Origin of the sequence: Mixta tenebrionis (assembly GCF_006517625.1) — a bacterium.
GTDB classification, from domain to species: Bacteria; Pseudomonadota; Gammaproteobacteria; order Enterobacterales; family Enterobacteriaceae; genus Mixta; species Mixta tenebrionis.
In genome coordinates, this window is sequence record NZ_VHQI01000009.1 from 16,128 (window position 1) to 29,458 (window position 13,331).

General features: G+C 59.2%; 14 protein-coding genes. 1 reads left to right on the forward strand and 13 read right to left on the reverse strand.

The window, feature by feature from the left end:
• Positions 1 to 50: 50 nt before the first annotated feature.
• Genes FKM52_RS14820 through sdhC form a run of 4 tightly spaced genes read right to left on the reverse strand, consistent with a single transcriptional unit; the run spans position 51 to position 3,283 of the window.
• A complete protein-coding gene (locus tag FKM52_RS14820) occupies positions 51 to 767 on the reverse strand; it encodes a succinate dehydrogenase iron-sulfur subunit (protein WP_141176951.1) in 717 nt (238 codons plus the stop codon).
• A 17-nt stretch (positions 768 to 784) separates the two neighbouring features.
• The gene (gene sdhA, locus FKM52_RS14825) at positions 785 to 2,551 is read right to left on the reverse strand and encodes a succinate dehydrogenase flavoprotein subunit (RefSeq protein ID WP_141176952.1); all 1,767 of its coding nucleotides are present in this window, start codon (positions 2,549 to 2,551) and stop codon (positions 785 to 787) included.
• 1 nt (position 2,552) lies between these two features.
• Complete coding sequence (sdhD, locus tag FKM52_RS14830; RefSeq protein WP_141176953.1) at positions 2,553 to 2,900, reverse strand: succinate dehydrogenase membrane anchor subunit; 348 nt, start codon at positions 2,898 to 2,900, stop codon at positions 2,553 to 2,555.
• Positions 2,894 to 3,283, reverse strand: coding sequence for a succinate dehydrogenase cytochrome b556 subunit (gene sdhC / locus FKM52_RS14835; protein ID WP_141176954.1), 390 nt, complete (start codon positions 3,281 to 3,283; stop codon positions 2,894 to 2,896). Before sdhC ends, sdhD begins: the two co-directional genes overlap by 7 nt.
• A 634-nt stretch (positions 3,284 to 3,917) precedes the next feature.
• Here sdhC and FKM52_RS14840 point away from each other — a divergent pair.
• Complete coding sequence (locus FKM52_RS14840; protein WP_141176955.1) at positions 3,918 to 5,201, forward strand: citrate synthase; 1,284 nt, start codon at positions 3,918 to 3,920, stop codon at positions 5,199 to 5,201.
• A 219-nt stretch (positions 5,202 to 5,420) separates the two neighbouring features.
• Here FKM52_RS14840 and nei read toward each other — a convergent pair whose 3' ends face one another.
• From nei to phrB, 9 genes are all read right to left on the reverse strand, one after another.
• Entirely contained in the window at positions 5,421 to 6,209 is a 789-nt protein-coding gene (gene nei, locus FKM52_RS14845) for an endonuclease VIII (RefSeq protein ID WP_141176956.1), read from the reverse strand.
• Between the two features lie 12 nt (positions 6,210 to 6,221).
• Positions 6,222 to 6,869: a pyroglutamyl-peptidase I gene (gene pcp, locus FKM52_RS14850; protein ID WP_141176957.1), complete on the reverse strand. Its 648-nt coding sequence runs from the start codon at positions 6,867 to 6,869 to the stop codon at positions 6,222 to 6,224.
• Between the two features lie 8 nt (positions 6,870 to 6,877).
• Complete coding sequence (locus FKM52_RS14855) at positions 6,878 to 7,894, reverse strand: DUF979 domain-containing protein (RefSeq protein ID WP_141176958.1); 1,017 nt, start codon at positions 7,892 to 7,894, stop codon at positions 6,878 to 6,880.
• Entirely contained in the window at positions 7,894 to 8,622 is a 729-nt protein-coding gene (locus FKM52_RS14860; RefSeq protein WP_141176959.1) for a DUF969 domain-containing protein, read from the reverse strand. The genes FKM52_RS14855 and FKM52_RS14860 overlap by 1 nt, the downstream gene beginning before the upstream one ends.
• Before the next feature lie 41 nt (positions 8,623 to 8,663).
• On the reverse strand, positions 8,664 to 9,404 hold the full coding sequence (gene pxpA, locus FKM52_RS14865; RefSeq protein ID WP_141176960.1) for a 5-oxoprolinase subunit PxpA: 741 nt from the start codon (positions 9,402 to 9,404) through the stop codon (positions 8,664 to 8,666).
• Positions 9,394 to 10,326: a 5-oxoprolinase subunit PxpC gene (gene pxpC, locus FKM52_RS14870; RefSeq protein WP_141176961.1), complete on the reverse strand. Its 933-nt coding sequence runs from the start codon at positions 10,324 to 10,326 to the stop codon at positions 9,394 to 9,396. Before pxpC ends, pxpA begins: the two co-directional genes overlap by 11 nt.
• Positions 10,320 to 10,976 carry a 5-oxoprolinase subunit PxpB gene (pxpB, locus tag FKM52_RS14875; protein ID WP_141176962.1) on the reverse strand — a complete coding sequence of 219 codons (657 nt, stop codon included), beginning with the start codon at positions 10,974 to 10,976 and terminating at the stop codon, positions 10,320 to 10,322. Before pxpB ends, pxpC begins: the two co-directional genes overlap by 7 nt.
• A gap of 152 nt (positions 10,977 to 11,128) precedes the next feature.
• Positions 11,129 to 11,872, reverse strand: coding sequence for a type 2 GTP cyclohydrolase I (locus FKM52_RS14880; protein WP_141176963.1), 744 nt, complete (start codon positions 11,870 to 11,872; stop codon positions 11,129 to 11,131).
• A 4-nt stretch (positions 11,873 to 11,876) separates the two neighbouring features.
• Positions 11,877 to 13,322 (reverse strand): deoxyribodipyrimidine photo-lyase, encoded by a 1,446-nt coding sequence (phrB, locus tag FKM52_RS14885; RefSeq protein ID WP_141176964.1) that lies wholly within the window; start codon positions 13,320 to 13,322, stop codon positions 11,877 to 11,879.
• Between the last annotated feature and the right edge of the window lie 9 nt (positions 13,323 to 13,331).

The following is a 13,331-nucleotide window of genomic DNA, read 5'->3' on the forward strand; positions in this document are numbered from 1 at the left end:
GGGTTTCCGTAAAATATCCGGGAACCTGGGTTCCCGGATCGCTTGTGGCGTTATGCGTTACGCTGCAGCAGCATCGACTTAATATGGCCGATGGCGCGCGTCGGGTTTAATCCTTTCGGACAAACGCTAACGCAGTTCATAATGCTGTGACAGCGGAAGACGCTGAAAGCATCGCTGAGATTGTCCAGACGCGCGTTGGTTTCGGTATCGCGGCTGTCAATCAGGAAGCGATAAGCGGCCAGCAGCCCCGCAGGCCCAACGAATTTATCCGGGTTCCACCAGAACGACGGACAGGAGGTTGAGCAGCAGGCGCACAGAATACACTCATACAGCCCGTCTAAATGTGCGCGCTCTTCCGGCGTTTGCAAATGCTCGCGCGCCGGCGGATTTTCGCCATTATTCAACAGGTAAGGCTTAATCTTCTCATACTGCTTGTAGAACTGGCCCATGTCCACGACTAAGTCGCGGATCACCGGCAGGCCCGGCAATGGACGGATGACAATCTTCTGTTTGCCGTTGCCCAGCGCCGAGACCGGCGTGATGCAGGCCAGACCGTTGCGCCCGTTCATATTCAGCCCGTCGGAGCCGCAAACGCCTTCGCGGCAGGAGCGGCGAAACGCCAGCGACGGATCTTTTTCTTTCAGCTTGATCAGCGCGTCCAGCAGCATCATGTCGCGTCCCTCTTCCGCTTCCAGGGTGTAATCCTGCATACGGGGCGCGTCATCCACATCCGGGTTATAACGATAAATGGAAAATTCGAGTCTCATCGTCTCTTCTCCGCAAATTAGTAGGTGCGCACTTTCGGCGGGAAAGCGGGGCGCAGTTTCGGCTGCATGTTTACCTCACGGCGCGTCATGCTTTCGGTTTGCGGCAGATAGAGCGAATGGCACAGCCATTTCTCATCGTCACGATCCGGGTAGTCAAAACGGCTATGGGCGCCGCGGCTTTCCGTGCGGTAGTTCGCCGCAACGGCGGTAGCGAAGGCGGTTTCCATCAGGTTATCCAGCTCCAGACACTCAATGCGCTGGGTGTTGAAATCGCTGGAACGGTCATCCAGGCGCGCGAATTTCAGGCGTTCGCGAATCTGTTTCAGATCCTCCAGCCCTTGCGCCATCGCATCGCCTTCACGGAATACCGAGAAGTTGTTCTGCATGCAGCTTTGCAACGCTTTGCGAATCTCTACCGGATCTTCGCCGGTGACGTTGTTATCCCAGCGCTGATAACGCGCCATCGCGGCATCGATATCGTCCGGGGAGGCGTCGCGCAGCGCGCCCTGCTGCTGGATAGATTCCTGCAGATGCAGACCCGCAGCACGGCCGAACACCACCAGATCCAGCAGCGAGTTGCCGCCGAGGCGGTTGGCGCCGTGCACCGATACGCAGGCGATTTCGCCTACCGCGAACAGACCAGGCACGATTACCTCTTCGCCCTGCGCATTCAGCGTCAGCGCCTGACCGGTCACTTTGGTCGGAATGCCGCCCATCATATAGTGGCAGGTTGGGATAACCGGAATCGGCTCTTTTACCGGATCGACGTGGGCGAAGGTGCGCGACAGCTCCAGAATGCCCGGCAGACGCGATTCCAGCACCTCTTTACCCAGATGATCCAGTTTCAGCTTAATGTGCGGCCCCCACGGACCTTCGCAGCCGCGGCCTTCGCGAATTTCGATCATCATCGAACGCGCCACCACGTCACGGCCCGCCAGATCTTTGGCGTTCGGCGCATAGCGCTCCATAAAGCGTTCGCCATGCTTATTCAGCAGGTAGCCGCCTTCACCGCGGCAGCCTTCGGTCACCAGCACGCCGGCGCCGGCGATGCCGGTTGGGTGGAACTGCCACATCTCCATATCCTGCACCGGTACGCCGGCGCGCAGCGCCATGCCGACGCCGTCGCCGGTGTTGATATGCGCATTGGTGGTGGACTGATAGATACGGCCCGCGCCGCCGGTAGCCAGCACCGTCGCTTTCGCTTTGAAGTAGACGACTTCGCCGGTTTCAATGCTGAGCGCGGTACAGCCGACAACGGCGCCATCCTGGTTTTTCACCAGATCGAGCGCATACCACTCGGAGAAGATAGTGGTTTTATTCTTCAGGTTCTGCTGATACAGCGTGTGCAGCAGAGCGTGACCGGTACGGTCGGCTGCGGCTGCGGTACGCGCCGCCTGTTCGCCGCCGAAGTTGCGCGACTGGCCGCCGAACGGACGCTGATAGATACGGCCATCGTCAAGACGGGAGAACGGCAGGCCCATATGTTCCAGCTCCAGAATCGCTTCCGGGCCGGTTTTACACATATATTCGATCGCGTCCTGGTCGCCGATATAGTCGGAACCTTTAACGGTATCGTACATATGCCATTCCCAGTTATCCTCATGGCTGTTGCCTAACGCGACGGTGATGCCGCCCTGCGCGGAAACCGTATGGGAACGGGTAGGAAAAACTTTAGACAGCAGGGCGCAGCTCTGACCCGACTGGGAAATTTGCAGGGCCGCGCGCATACCTGCGCCGCCTGCGCCGATCACTACGGCATCAAACTCTCTGACTGGCAAATTCATCTCACGCACCCCACACCACAACAGTTCCATAAATCGCATATACCAACAGCGCGACGACAATCACCAGCTGCAGCAGCAGACGCCACGCCAGCGGTTTAATGTAGTCGGTCAGTACCTGCCACATGCCGATCCAGCCGTGAATCACGGTAGAAAACAGGGTGAGCAGCGTGAAGACTTTGGTAAAGGACGAGGCGAAAAAGGCGCGCCAGATATCATAGGTCAGCGTATCTGACATAATGATGAAGCCGAGGATATACAGGGTGTAAAGCGTAATGAGGATCGCTGTGGCACGCAGCAGCAGCCAGTCCTGAACGCCATTGCGCCCCAGTGCAGTAGCATTGCTTACCATACGAGGACTCCAGCCAGAATTGAAAGCACGACAGTAATGCCAAAACCGATACGCGCCGAGCTATTGCCTGTGCGCTGAGTTTCAGCCAGATATCCGAAGTCCATCAGCATATGGCGCACGCCGCCGACGATATGCCAGGCCAGCGCGGTAAGGATGCCCCACATAATGAACTTAGCGAAGAAGCTGTTCATTACGGCGGACGCCTGCAGGAAGCCTTCGGGGGAAGAGAGCGAGAGACCCAGTAGCCAGAGCAGAATACCGACGGCCACAAAGCTAATGACGCCGGAAACGCGGTGGAGAATGGACGCAATTGCAGTAACGGGAAACCGGATCGTAGTGAGATCCAAGTTGACAGGTCTTTGTTTTTTCACGGTTTTGCCCACACAGCCTTTCTTATTTTGCTTCCTCCGGGCCTGAAGGTGAAAGCCGATCACGGGCGTGGTCAGACTCGTGCACCGGCACCAAAACAGCAACATCCAGTGTTAATTGAAGCGGTAAAACGCTGGGTGGCTCCTGGTGTCAGGGTATTCCGGAGACCTGGCGGCAGTATAGGACGATCACATTATTATTACAATTCCTCTACAAAAGCTTTGGGGACATTTAGGCAGAACAGTGATCGATCTCACGAATTTCACATTTTAAACAAATTTAATTATCTGATTTGACAAAACTTAAACATTTCAGTTACAAACTAAGGCACAAAATTCCTGTGATGCGTAAAAGTTATGGGGATACACTTTCCCCTAATGGTAAGTTATGTAACAGTGATTGAATTAAATTGCTAAACGCATCAGATTACTAGTTAAGATTCATAATGACCAGAACGGATCTTTAACAACCGCAGAACGCATTAGTATCATGTTTGCCGGCAGCTTTTCCAACCGCGCCCGTCACTCTGTACCCTGCACGCAACCCATGCCACAGAGTAGACAGCCGACAGTTTTTTCTGGCGCTTCGCAGCATGTTGCTAATTCTGGTGTCAAAGATCCATCAAACATGGCGCTAAGGAGACTGTAAATGTCTGATAAAAAAGTGACGCTCACCGTAACCGGTGAAACGCCTGTTGAGCTTGACGTGCTACAGGGCACGCTGGGTCAGGATGTGGTGGATGTACGAAGCCTTGGCTCTAAAGGTTTATTCACGTTTGACCCAGGTTTTACCTCTACTGCGTCCTGTGAATCCAAAATCACTTATATCGACGGTGATGAAGGCATTCTGCTTCATCGTGGTTATCCGATCGATCAACTCGCCACTCAGTCTAACTATCTTGAAGTCTGCTATATCCTGCTGAACGGCGAAGCGCCGACCCAGGAGCAGTTTGAAGAGTTCCGCACCATTGTGACGCGCCATACCATGATTCACGAACAGATTACCCGTCTGTTCCACGGTTTCCGACGCGATTCGCACCCGATGGCGGTAATGTGCGGCGTGACCGGCGCGCTGGCGGCTTTCTATCATGACTCGCTGGATGTCAATCTTGAGCGTCACCGTGAAATCGCCGCTTTCCGTCTGCTTTCCAAGATGCCGACCGTCGCCGCGATGTGCTACAAATATTCTATCGGCCAGCCGTTTGTTTATCCGCGCAACGATCTCTCCTATGCCGGCAACTTCCTGCATATGATGTTCGCCACGCCGTGCGAGGAATATACCGTGAACCCGGTGCTGGAACGCGCTATGGATCGCATTTTGATTCTGCACGCCGATCATGAGCAGAACGCCTCTACCTCTACCGTGCGTACCGCCGGCTCATCCGGCGCTAACCCGTTCGCCTGTATCGCTGCCGGTATCGCTTCACTGTGGGGACCGGCGCACGGCGGCGCCAACGAAGCCTGTCTGCGCATGCTGGAAGAGATCAGCCATAAAGATCATATTCCGGAATTCGTGAAGCGCGCGAAAGACAAGAACGATTCGTTCCGTCTGATGGGCTTTGGTCATCGTGTTTATAAAAACTACGATCCGCGCGCCACGGTAATGCGTGAAACCTGCCACGAAGTGCTGAACGAGCTGGGCATGAAGGATGATCTGCTGGAAGTGGCCATGGAGCTGGAGCATATTGCGCTTAATGACCCCTACTTTATTGAACGTAAGCTCTATCCGAACGTCGATTTCTACTCCGGCATCATCCTGAAAGCGATGGGGATTCCTTCGTCGATGTTTACCGTTATCTTCGCGATGGCGCGTACCGTCGGCTGGATTGCCCACTGGAAAGAGATGCATGACGAAGGCATGAAGATTGCCCGTCCGCGCCAGCTCTATACCGGTTACGCTCAGCGCGAGTTTGAATCTAACCTGCCGAAATAAGCATTAAAAAGGGCCTGCGGGTCTTGCAGATTATCGCTAAAGCTAAGGAGCGGGAGACATGTACCAAAGAGCAAAGCGTCCCGCGCCATGGAGGGCGCGGGCCGAGCTGGCAGGGATGCGGTCTTTTGCGTCTTTGCGAACGGGACATCTCTCCTGCGACAGCACGGTAATAATCACTAAAGGGCCAGCCGGCCCTTTTTTATTACCCGCAACGTCCAGTTAGTGCTGACAGCCGGGGCACCAGTAAAAAGGGCGCGACGACAGCGTGGTTTTCTCAATCGTACCGCCGCAGCGCTCGCACGCCTTACCCGCGCGATGAAACACCTTAAATTCAAACGCGGCGCCGTGATGCGCGCTGGTCATGGTGCCGCGCATCCGGTAAGAGTGGCGCGGAATCGCCAGCAGCGCCTGCGTCAGCCGCGTCAGCTGCGCTTCAGTTAAGTCCTGCGCCCGATGCTGCGGCGCCAGCTCCGCCTGCCATAAAATCTCCACGCGCAGATAATTACCCAGCCCGGCAAGAAAAGCCTGATCGAGCAGCAGACCGCTAAACTGACGCCGCCGGAAGCGCGGAGAAAGTAAGCGTTCGCGGACGTCCTCTTCGGTCAAACGCATATCCAGCACATCCGGCCCGATACGCTGCAAAAAGGGCTGCGCCGCCAGCGTATCGGCATTGTGCATCTCAATATCTGAGGCGCTGTAAAGCAGAATAGTCCAGTCGGCGCAGGCGAGCTTAACGCGCAACACCCGCTGCGTCGTCGGCTCGCTGCCGGTTTTCACCACGCGCCAGACGCCATACAGCTGGTTATGGCTGTAGAGCGTCAGCCCGTTGGAAAAATGCGTCAGCAGCGCCTTGCCGCGCGTCTCGATCGCCGTCACGCTCTCGCCGACCAGCGCGTCTTCATAAGTTTTCAACTGCGGAAAGGCAAACCAGACCGCCGTCAGGGGTTTACCGACAATGGCTTCTTCCAGCCGATCCGCCGCGCGGCGGATCTCCGGTCCTTCTGGCATAACATGATCCTGTCAGTGCGTTGCGCCGCCAACCAGGCGCAAATCTTGTTCGGTGCGAAGCGCAATAGTAATCGCCATTTCCAGCGCCAGTATGATGGTTTGTGCCGCCATGCTGGGGCTGCCGGGATGTTTTACCGCCTGCTCCGGCAAATAAGGGACATGGATAAAGCCGCCGCGCGCCTTATCGCTTTGCTGAGCAAGACGATGCAGCAGGCCATACATCACATGGTTACAGACATAGGTGCCGGCAGTTTGCGACACCGAGGCGGGAATGCCCGCCTCGCGGATGCCGTCAACTATCGCCTTGATCGGCAGCGTGGCGAAATAGGCGGCCGGCCCGTCGGGGATAATCGGCTCATCGATCGGCTGATTGCCGTTATTATCCGCAATGCGCGCATCGTTAATGTTAATGCCGATGCGCTCGACGGTAATATCGGCGCGCCCGCCCGCCTGCCCTACCGCGATCACCAACTCCGGCTGCAGCGCCTCCATCTCAGCATAAAGCGCGCTCAACGCATCGCCAAAGGCGCAGGGCAGCTGCCTCGCCATCACCTTACAACCGCATACCATGCGTTCATGCAGCTGGCGCACCGCCTCCCATGAGGGATTAATCTGTTCGCCGCCAAAAGGTTCAAACGCCGTAATCAGCACCGTTCTCATTTATCGCCTCACAGGAACATTAAAAAATAGAGTAGAAAAACGTTAACAATTAACAATAGCACGCCGGTCGGCGCCTGAACCTTGATTACCGCATTGCGATCCGGCAGCTCCAGCAGCGCCGCCGGTACGATATTGAAGTTGGCCGCCATCGGCGTCATCAGCGTGCCGCAGTAGCCGGAAAACATGCCGATCGCCGCCATCACCGCCGGGTTGCCGCCATGCTGCAACACCAGAATCGGAATACCGACGCCTGCGGTGATAATTGGAAAGGCGGCGAACGCGTTGCCCATAATCATGGTAAGCAGCGCCATGCCCAGCACAAAAACGGCGACGGCGATAAAACGGTTATCAACCGCCAGATAGTGCGAAGTTAAATGAGCGATGGCGGTGCCTACGCCCGCGCTGGTAAACAGCAGGCCAAGCGTGGCGAGGATCTGCGGCAAAATAAACGCCCAGCCGATAGCATCCAGCAGGCGGCGCGCCTCCTGCATCGACTGCGCCGGGCCTTCGCGGCTCATTTTCAGCGCCAGCAGCCAGCCGATAAAGCAGCCGATAGTCATCGAGAACAGCGTAACCAGCGTGGCGTGATTGCCAGCGCCGAACACCGCCTCCTGCAGGCCGGGCAGATGGTTAAAGGCCAGCACGCCCGCTACGGTAACCAGCGGAATCGCCAGCGCCGGATAAAACAGACGCCCGCCGAGGCGGCTGGCGCTCTGCTGACGCTCTTTTTCACTGCGCTGGTGATAACGTCCGAGCCGCACGCCGCCGCAGCCCGCCAGCAGCGCCATCGCCACCACCAGCACGCCGACGGCGATATGCAGCCCGCGCGCGCCCGCTTCGCGTCCGGCGCTGAGCTGTTCCGCCAGCTGATAGGCCCAGTCGCCGATAAAAAAGATCAGCGCGTACAGTCCCCAGAACAGGCCGGTGGTTAAGCGGCGCGGATTCGCCTTATCGCGCCACGACATCAGCGCCACCACCAGCAGAATCACCCCCGCCAGATAAAACAGATACTGTTGCTGAAACATTAGCGGCCTCCCTTCTGCTGTAGCGCCGCCTGGTTCAGCGCGCTCAGTTCCGCCGCCAGCTTCTTATCCAGCCGCCGCAGGCGCAGCGCATGAATAATAAAGGCGCTCACCGCCGTGGGGATGCCCCAGAGCGCAATATGCAGCGGCTCGGTTTGAATGCCGCCCGACTCCAGCATAAAGTTATGCATAAAGATAATCGCGCCGAAGGCGACAAAAATATCCTCGCCGAAAAACAGCCCGACATTATCGGTAGCGGCAGACATAGCGCGCAGGCGATAGCGTACCGAATCCGGCAGATCGCCGTAGCGATTTTCCGCGGCCCCTTCCGCCATCGGCGCCAGCAGCGGACGCACCATCTGCGGATGGCCGCCCAGGCTGGTTAAGCCCAACGCCGCCGTCGCTTCGCGCACCAGCAGATAAATCGTCAGCAGGCGTCCGGCGGTGGCGGTTTTAATCGTCGCTATCCACGCCTGGGCGCGCTCTTTAAGCCCGTGCCGCTCCAGCAGGCCGATAACCGCCAGCGGCAGCAGCAGAATAAACGGCAGATTGCGCGTATTAAGAAAACCGGAACCCAGTTTTTCCAGCATATCCGCCAGCGGCATATGCGCCGCTACGCCGGTCACTCCGCCGGCGATAACCACCACCAGCACCGGATTAAAGCGCAGCAGGAAACCAATAACGATGGCGGCGATGCCAAGCAACGGCCACAGATTAACCAGAGGTTGCATAATTTCTCCTGTAAAATTCCCGGCCAGCGCCGGGATAAACGTCAGACGTCACTGCTGACTAAAATGTGCTGCGCGGCAAAGGCGGCGCGCAGCCGGCGGGCGAAGGCGAGCGCATGGGGGCCGTCGCCGTGCAGGCAAACGGTTTGCGCCCGCAGCGCCACCCGTTCCCCCGTTACGCTTTCGACTTTGCCATGCTGTACCATGTCAAGCGTACGAGAAATGGCCTGTTCCTCTTCTTCAATCATCGCCCCAGGCTGACCGCGCGGCACCAGCGAGCCGTCGGCCTGATAGCCGCGATCGGCGAACACCTCTTCGCGGGTGCGCAAACCGTAATGCTGCGCGGCGCGTATCGATTCGCTGCCCGCCAGCCCCACCAGCAGCAGGCTGGCATCCACCGCCTTCACCGCCCTGGCGATAGCGTCCGCCAGCTGCGCATCGCGCGCCGCCTGGTTATAGAGCATCCCGTGCGGCTTAACGTGCGTCAGACGCCCCCCTTCGCTTTCCGCCAGCGCCCGGAGCGCGCCGATTTGATACAGCATCTGGGCGTAGACGGTTTCCGGCGGCAGCTGCATGGCGCTGCGCCCGAAGTTTTCCCGATCGGGAAAGGCGGGATGGGCGCCGATGGCGACGCCATACTCCAGCGCCCAGCGCACCGATTGCAGCATGGTCTGCGCATCGCCCGCGTGGAAACCGCAGGCGATATTGGCGGAGCTGACCAGCTGCAGCAGTTCGCGATCGCTGGCGCACCCTTCGCCTAAGTCAGCGTTTAAATCAATTTTCATTTTCCAGTCCCCATGCCATGCGTGCGATAACCTGCTGCTGTTGCTGCCGCGCCTGTAGCGCCTCCTCCAGCGTGCAGTGGATAAAATGGATCGGCTCGCCAAGGCGGATCTGCGCCAGATGGTAGAGATCGGCTTCGATCACGCAGGCGATGCGCGGATAGCCGCCGGTAGTCTGCGCGTCGGCCATCAGCACAATCGGCTGGCCGCTATGCGGCACCTGAATCACGCCGGGCAGCAGGCCGTGCGAAAGTAATTCACGGCGGCTGCTGCGCGCCAGCGGGCGCCCCTGCAGGCGGTAGCCCATGCGGTTGCTCTGCGGATCGAGCCGCCAGGAGACACGCCAGAACGCCTCCTGCGACTCATGGCTGAATTCGTGATATTCCGGGCCGGGCAGCGCGCGCAGGCGATTGCCCCACAGCAGCTGCCGTACGCCGGCCGGGCGGGTAAACTGGCGCTTCGGCGCGGCCAGCGGCAGCCTGTCGCCATCCTGCAAACAGCGTCCCTGCCAGCCGCCGAAAGCGGCCTTCAGATCGGTGCTGCACGAATCAAGCAGCGGCTCGACGGCAAAACCGCCGTCAATCGCCAGGTAGCTGCGCATGCCGCGCACCGGCATGGCGAGCGTCAGGCGCTGCCCTTTTTTTACCGCATGACGCCAGCCGGTCCAGACGGGACGCCCGTCCAGCTCGGCGTTACAGCCCGCGCCGGTCAGCGCAAACCAGCCGTCGCGGCCGAATTCGGCGCAAAACTGGCCCAGGGTAATCTCCAGCACCGCCTGCGATTGCGCATTGCCGACCAGCAGGTTCGCAGTACGCATCGCCGGGTCATCCAGCACCCCGCCGCCGCTGATGCCGAACTGGCGCCAGCCGCTGCGCCCGTGATCCTGTAATGTGGTATGCATACCGGCGCGAATAATTTTCAGCATACGCCCTCCTTCTGCGGCACGAAGCGTACGCGATCGCCGGGACGCAGCAGCGTCGGCGGCTGATGCTGCGGATTAAACAGCGCCAGCGTGGTGCGTCCCAGCAGCTGCCAGCCGCCGGGCGATGCTAAAGGATAAATACCGGTCTGGCTGCCGCCGATGCCTACCGATCCGGCAGGCACCTGCACGCGCGGCACATCGCGACGCGGCGCATGCAGGCGGCTGTCCAGCCCGCCCAGATAGGGGAAACCGGGCTGAAAGCCGATAAAATAGACCACATAGTCAACGGCAGTGTGCGCCTCGACCAGCTGCTGCGGCGACATCCGGCAGTGGCGCGCCACCGCTTCCAGATCCGGCCCCGCCTCGCCGCCGTAAATAACCGGTATAGCGACATGGCGCGACTCAGGCACGACGGCCTCGCTCTCTTCCCACCAGCGTTGCAGACGTTCAATGGCGTCCAGCGCCTGATGCTGCGGATCGCGTAGCACTACCGTCAGATTATTCATTCCGGGGATCGCCTCCAGCACCTGCGGATAGTCGCGCAGGCGCTGCGTTAATCCCCAAATTCGCTGCTGGCTGAGCAACGAAACGGGCGGTTCCAGCTCAAGCACGACCGCGCGTTCCCCCAGCAGGTAACAACGTGCTCGTTGCAAAACAGACCTCCTGACAACGCCAAACTGCGTGACTTATTCATTTTGAACAAATAGTTATGCGGGGATGCTACAGGAGTGTCAACCAGTTTGAGTGAGGATGTGACGCGCAGAAGGCGGCAGGCGCATGCCCGCCGCAGGGAAAAAGCGGCTTTTTAAGCCGGATTATCGATATCGATAAAGGTGACATCCAGCGAATAATGCGCTGCCAGCCACTCGCCCAATGCGCGAATACCGCCGCGTTCCGTGGCGTGATGTCCCGCCGCGAAGAAATGCAGGCCGTTCTCTCTGGCGCTGTGAATCGTCTGCTCTGAAACCTCGCCGCTAATAAAGGCGTCGACGCCAAACGCCGCCGCGCTATCGATAAAGCCCTGACCGCCGCCGCTGCACCAGGCAACACGACGGATCTGCTGCGGCGCGTTGTCGCCGCAGTGCAGCGGCTGACGACCCAGCGCCTGCGCGATACGCGCCGTCAGCGCCTCTCCGCTCAGCGCCTGCGCCAGCTCGCCCCACGGCACCAGCGGCTGGATTTCACCCTGAATGGCAATACCCAGCGCCTGCGCCAGCTGGGCGTTGTTGCCCAGCTGCGGGTGCGCGTCCAGCGGCAGATGCCAGCCGTAGAGATTGATATCGTTCGCCAGCAGCGTACGCAGACGGCGGCGCTTGATGCCCTTAATCGCCGGCGCCTCGTTTTTCCAGAAATAGCCGTGGTGCACCATTACCGCATCCGCCTCCAGCCGCACCGCCTCATCCAGCAGCGCCTGACAGGCGGTGACGCCGGTCACGATCTTCTTTACCTCTGCGCGTCCCTCAACCTGTAAACCGTTGGGCGCGTAGTCGCTGAAGGCGGCGCTGTTAAGCTGCTGGTTAACGATCTGCTCCAGTTCAAAGTTATTCATTCACCTACTCCGGGGATATGGCGGACGACGCCTTGCGCGCCGCCTCGAAAATAGCCAGGGTTTGCTCTCTTGCCGCCTTATGTTCCACGATTGGCAGCGGATAATCGAGCCGTTGATGATTTTTCTTCGCCCAGTCATGCGGATGGTGAATCGCTTTATCGGGCACCGCCGCCAGCTCCGGCAGCCAGCGACGAATAAATTCGCCCCCGGCGTCGAAGCGCTCGCCCTGAGTGGTGGGATTAAAAATTCGAAACCAGGGAACCGCATCGGTGCCGGTAGAGGCGGACCATTGCCAGCCGCCGTTGTTGGCGGCCAGATCGCCATCGATTAGTACCGACATAAAATAGCGCTCGCCTGAACGCCAGTCGATTTGCAGATCCTTAATCAAAAAGCTGGCGGCGATCATCCGCAGGCGGTTATGCATCCAGCCGGTAGCGTTCAGCTGGCGCATTGCGGCATCGACAATGGGATAGCCGGTTTTTCCCTCACGCCAGGCAGCGAACCGATCGGGCCGCTGCTGCCAGGCTACTTTTTTCGTCCAGGCTGCAAAGGGCTGGTTTTTACACAGCCGCGGAAAAGCGACCAGCAGATGGCGGTAAAAATCACGCCAGATTAGCTCGTTCAGCCAGATGCTGGCCGCTCCCTCTTCCAGCGCCTGCGGCTGCTCGCGCAGCAGCCGATGCAAACACTGGCGCGGCGACAGCGTGCCGGTCGCCAGGCAGACAGAAAGCCGGCTGGTGCCCTCCGATGCGGGAAAGTCACGCTGCGCCGGATAAGCCAGCACCGGCTGGCGGCAGAAAGCGCGCAGGCGCTGGAGCGCGGCGGCTTCACCGACGGGAAACAGCTGCTCATCAAAGGATTCACGCGGATAGTCAAAGGGCGACAGCGGCGGCAATGCCGTTAGCGGCGCTTCCGTCCGCGCCGGCGGCGCCGACAGACACTCTGGCAACCCGGCGCGCAGACGCTTGCGATACGCTTTGCTGAACGGCGTAAAGACTTTATACGCTTCATTATTGCCGGTTCTGACGCTGCCCGGCGGCAACAGGACGCTGTCGTCAAACCCCTGCACCGTCACGCCCTGCTGAGAGAGCAGACGCTCAGCGGCGGCATCCCGTTCGCGTTCGTTAAACTCATACTGATAGTTGTAGAACAGCGCATCAACCCGCTGCTGGCGACAGAAATCCTGCAGGTAGCTAACGGCGGCGGCGAAATCGTCGCACTGATGGTAGTGCAGCGCGATCCCCTTTTCCGCCAGGCTCTGCTGCAGCTGTCGCAGGCTGCGCCAGATATATTCCGCCTGACGCGGCGCCATATTATGCTGACGCCACTGCGCCGGCGTGGCGATAAACAGGGCGATAACGCGGGCGTGGCGCGAGCGGCAGGCGGCCCAGAGCGCGCTGTTATCGTTGACGCGCAGATCGTTGCGCAGCCAGACCAGATGGGTGGTCATATCCTCTCC

Excerpts from the sequence above, each read along its gene's own strand:
- FKM52_RS14820 (WP_141176951.1), bottom strand. The coding sequence starts at position 767 with ATGAGACTCGAATTTTCCATTTATCGTTATAACCCGGATGTGGATGAC.
- sdhA (WP_141176952.1), bottom strand. The coding sequence starts at position 2,551 with ATGAATTTGCCAGTCAGAGAGTTTGATGCCGTAGTGATCGGCGCAGGC.
- sdhD (WP_141176953.1), bottom strand. The coding sequence starts at position 2,900 with ATGGTAAGCAATGCTACTGCACTGGGGCGCAATGGCGTTCAGGACTGG.
- FKM52_RS14840 (WP_141176955.1), top strand. The coding sequence starts at position 3,918 with ATGTCTGATAAAAAAGTGACGCTCACCGTAACCGGTGAAACGCCTGTT.
- nei (WP_141176956.1), bottom strand. The coding sequence starts at position 6,209 with ATGCCAGAAGGACCGGAGATCCGCCGCGCGGCGGATCGGCTGGAAGAA.
- pcp (WP_141176957.1), bottom strand. The coding sequence starts at position 6,869 with ATGAGAACGGTGCTGATTACGGCGTTTGAACCTTTTGGCGGCGAACAG.
- FKM52_RS14855 (WP_141176958.1), bottom strand. The coding sequence starts at position 7,894 with ATGTTTCAGCAACAGTATCTGTTTTATCTGGCGGGGGTGATTCTGCTG.
- FKM52_RS14860 (WP_141176959.1), bottom strand. The coding sequence starts at position 8,622 with ATGCAACCTCTGGTTAATCTGTGGCCGTTGCTTGGCATCGCCGCCATC.
- pxpA (WP_141176960.1), bottom strand. The coding sequence starts at position 9,404 with ATGAAAATTGATTTAAACGCTGACTTAGGCGAAGGGTGCGCCAGCGAT.
- pxpC (WP_141176961.1), bottom strand. The coding sequence starts at position 10,326 with ATGCTGAAAATTATTCGCGCCGGTATGCATACCACATTACAGGATCAC.
- FKM52_RS14880 (WP_141176963.1), bottom strand. The coding sequence starts at position 11,872 with ATGAATAACTTTGAACTGGAGCAGATCGTTAACCAGCAGCTTAACAGC.
- phrB (WP_141176964.1), bottom strand. The coding sequence starts at position 13,322 with ATGACCACCCATCTGGTCTGGCTGCGCAACGATCTGCGCGTCAACGAT.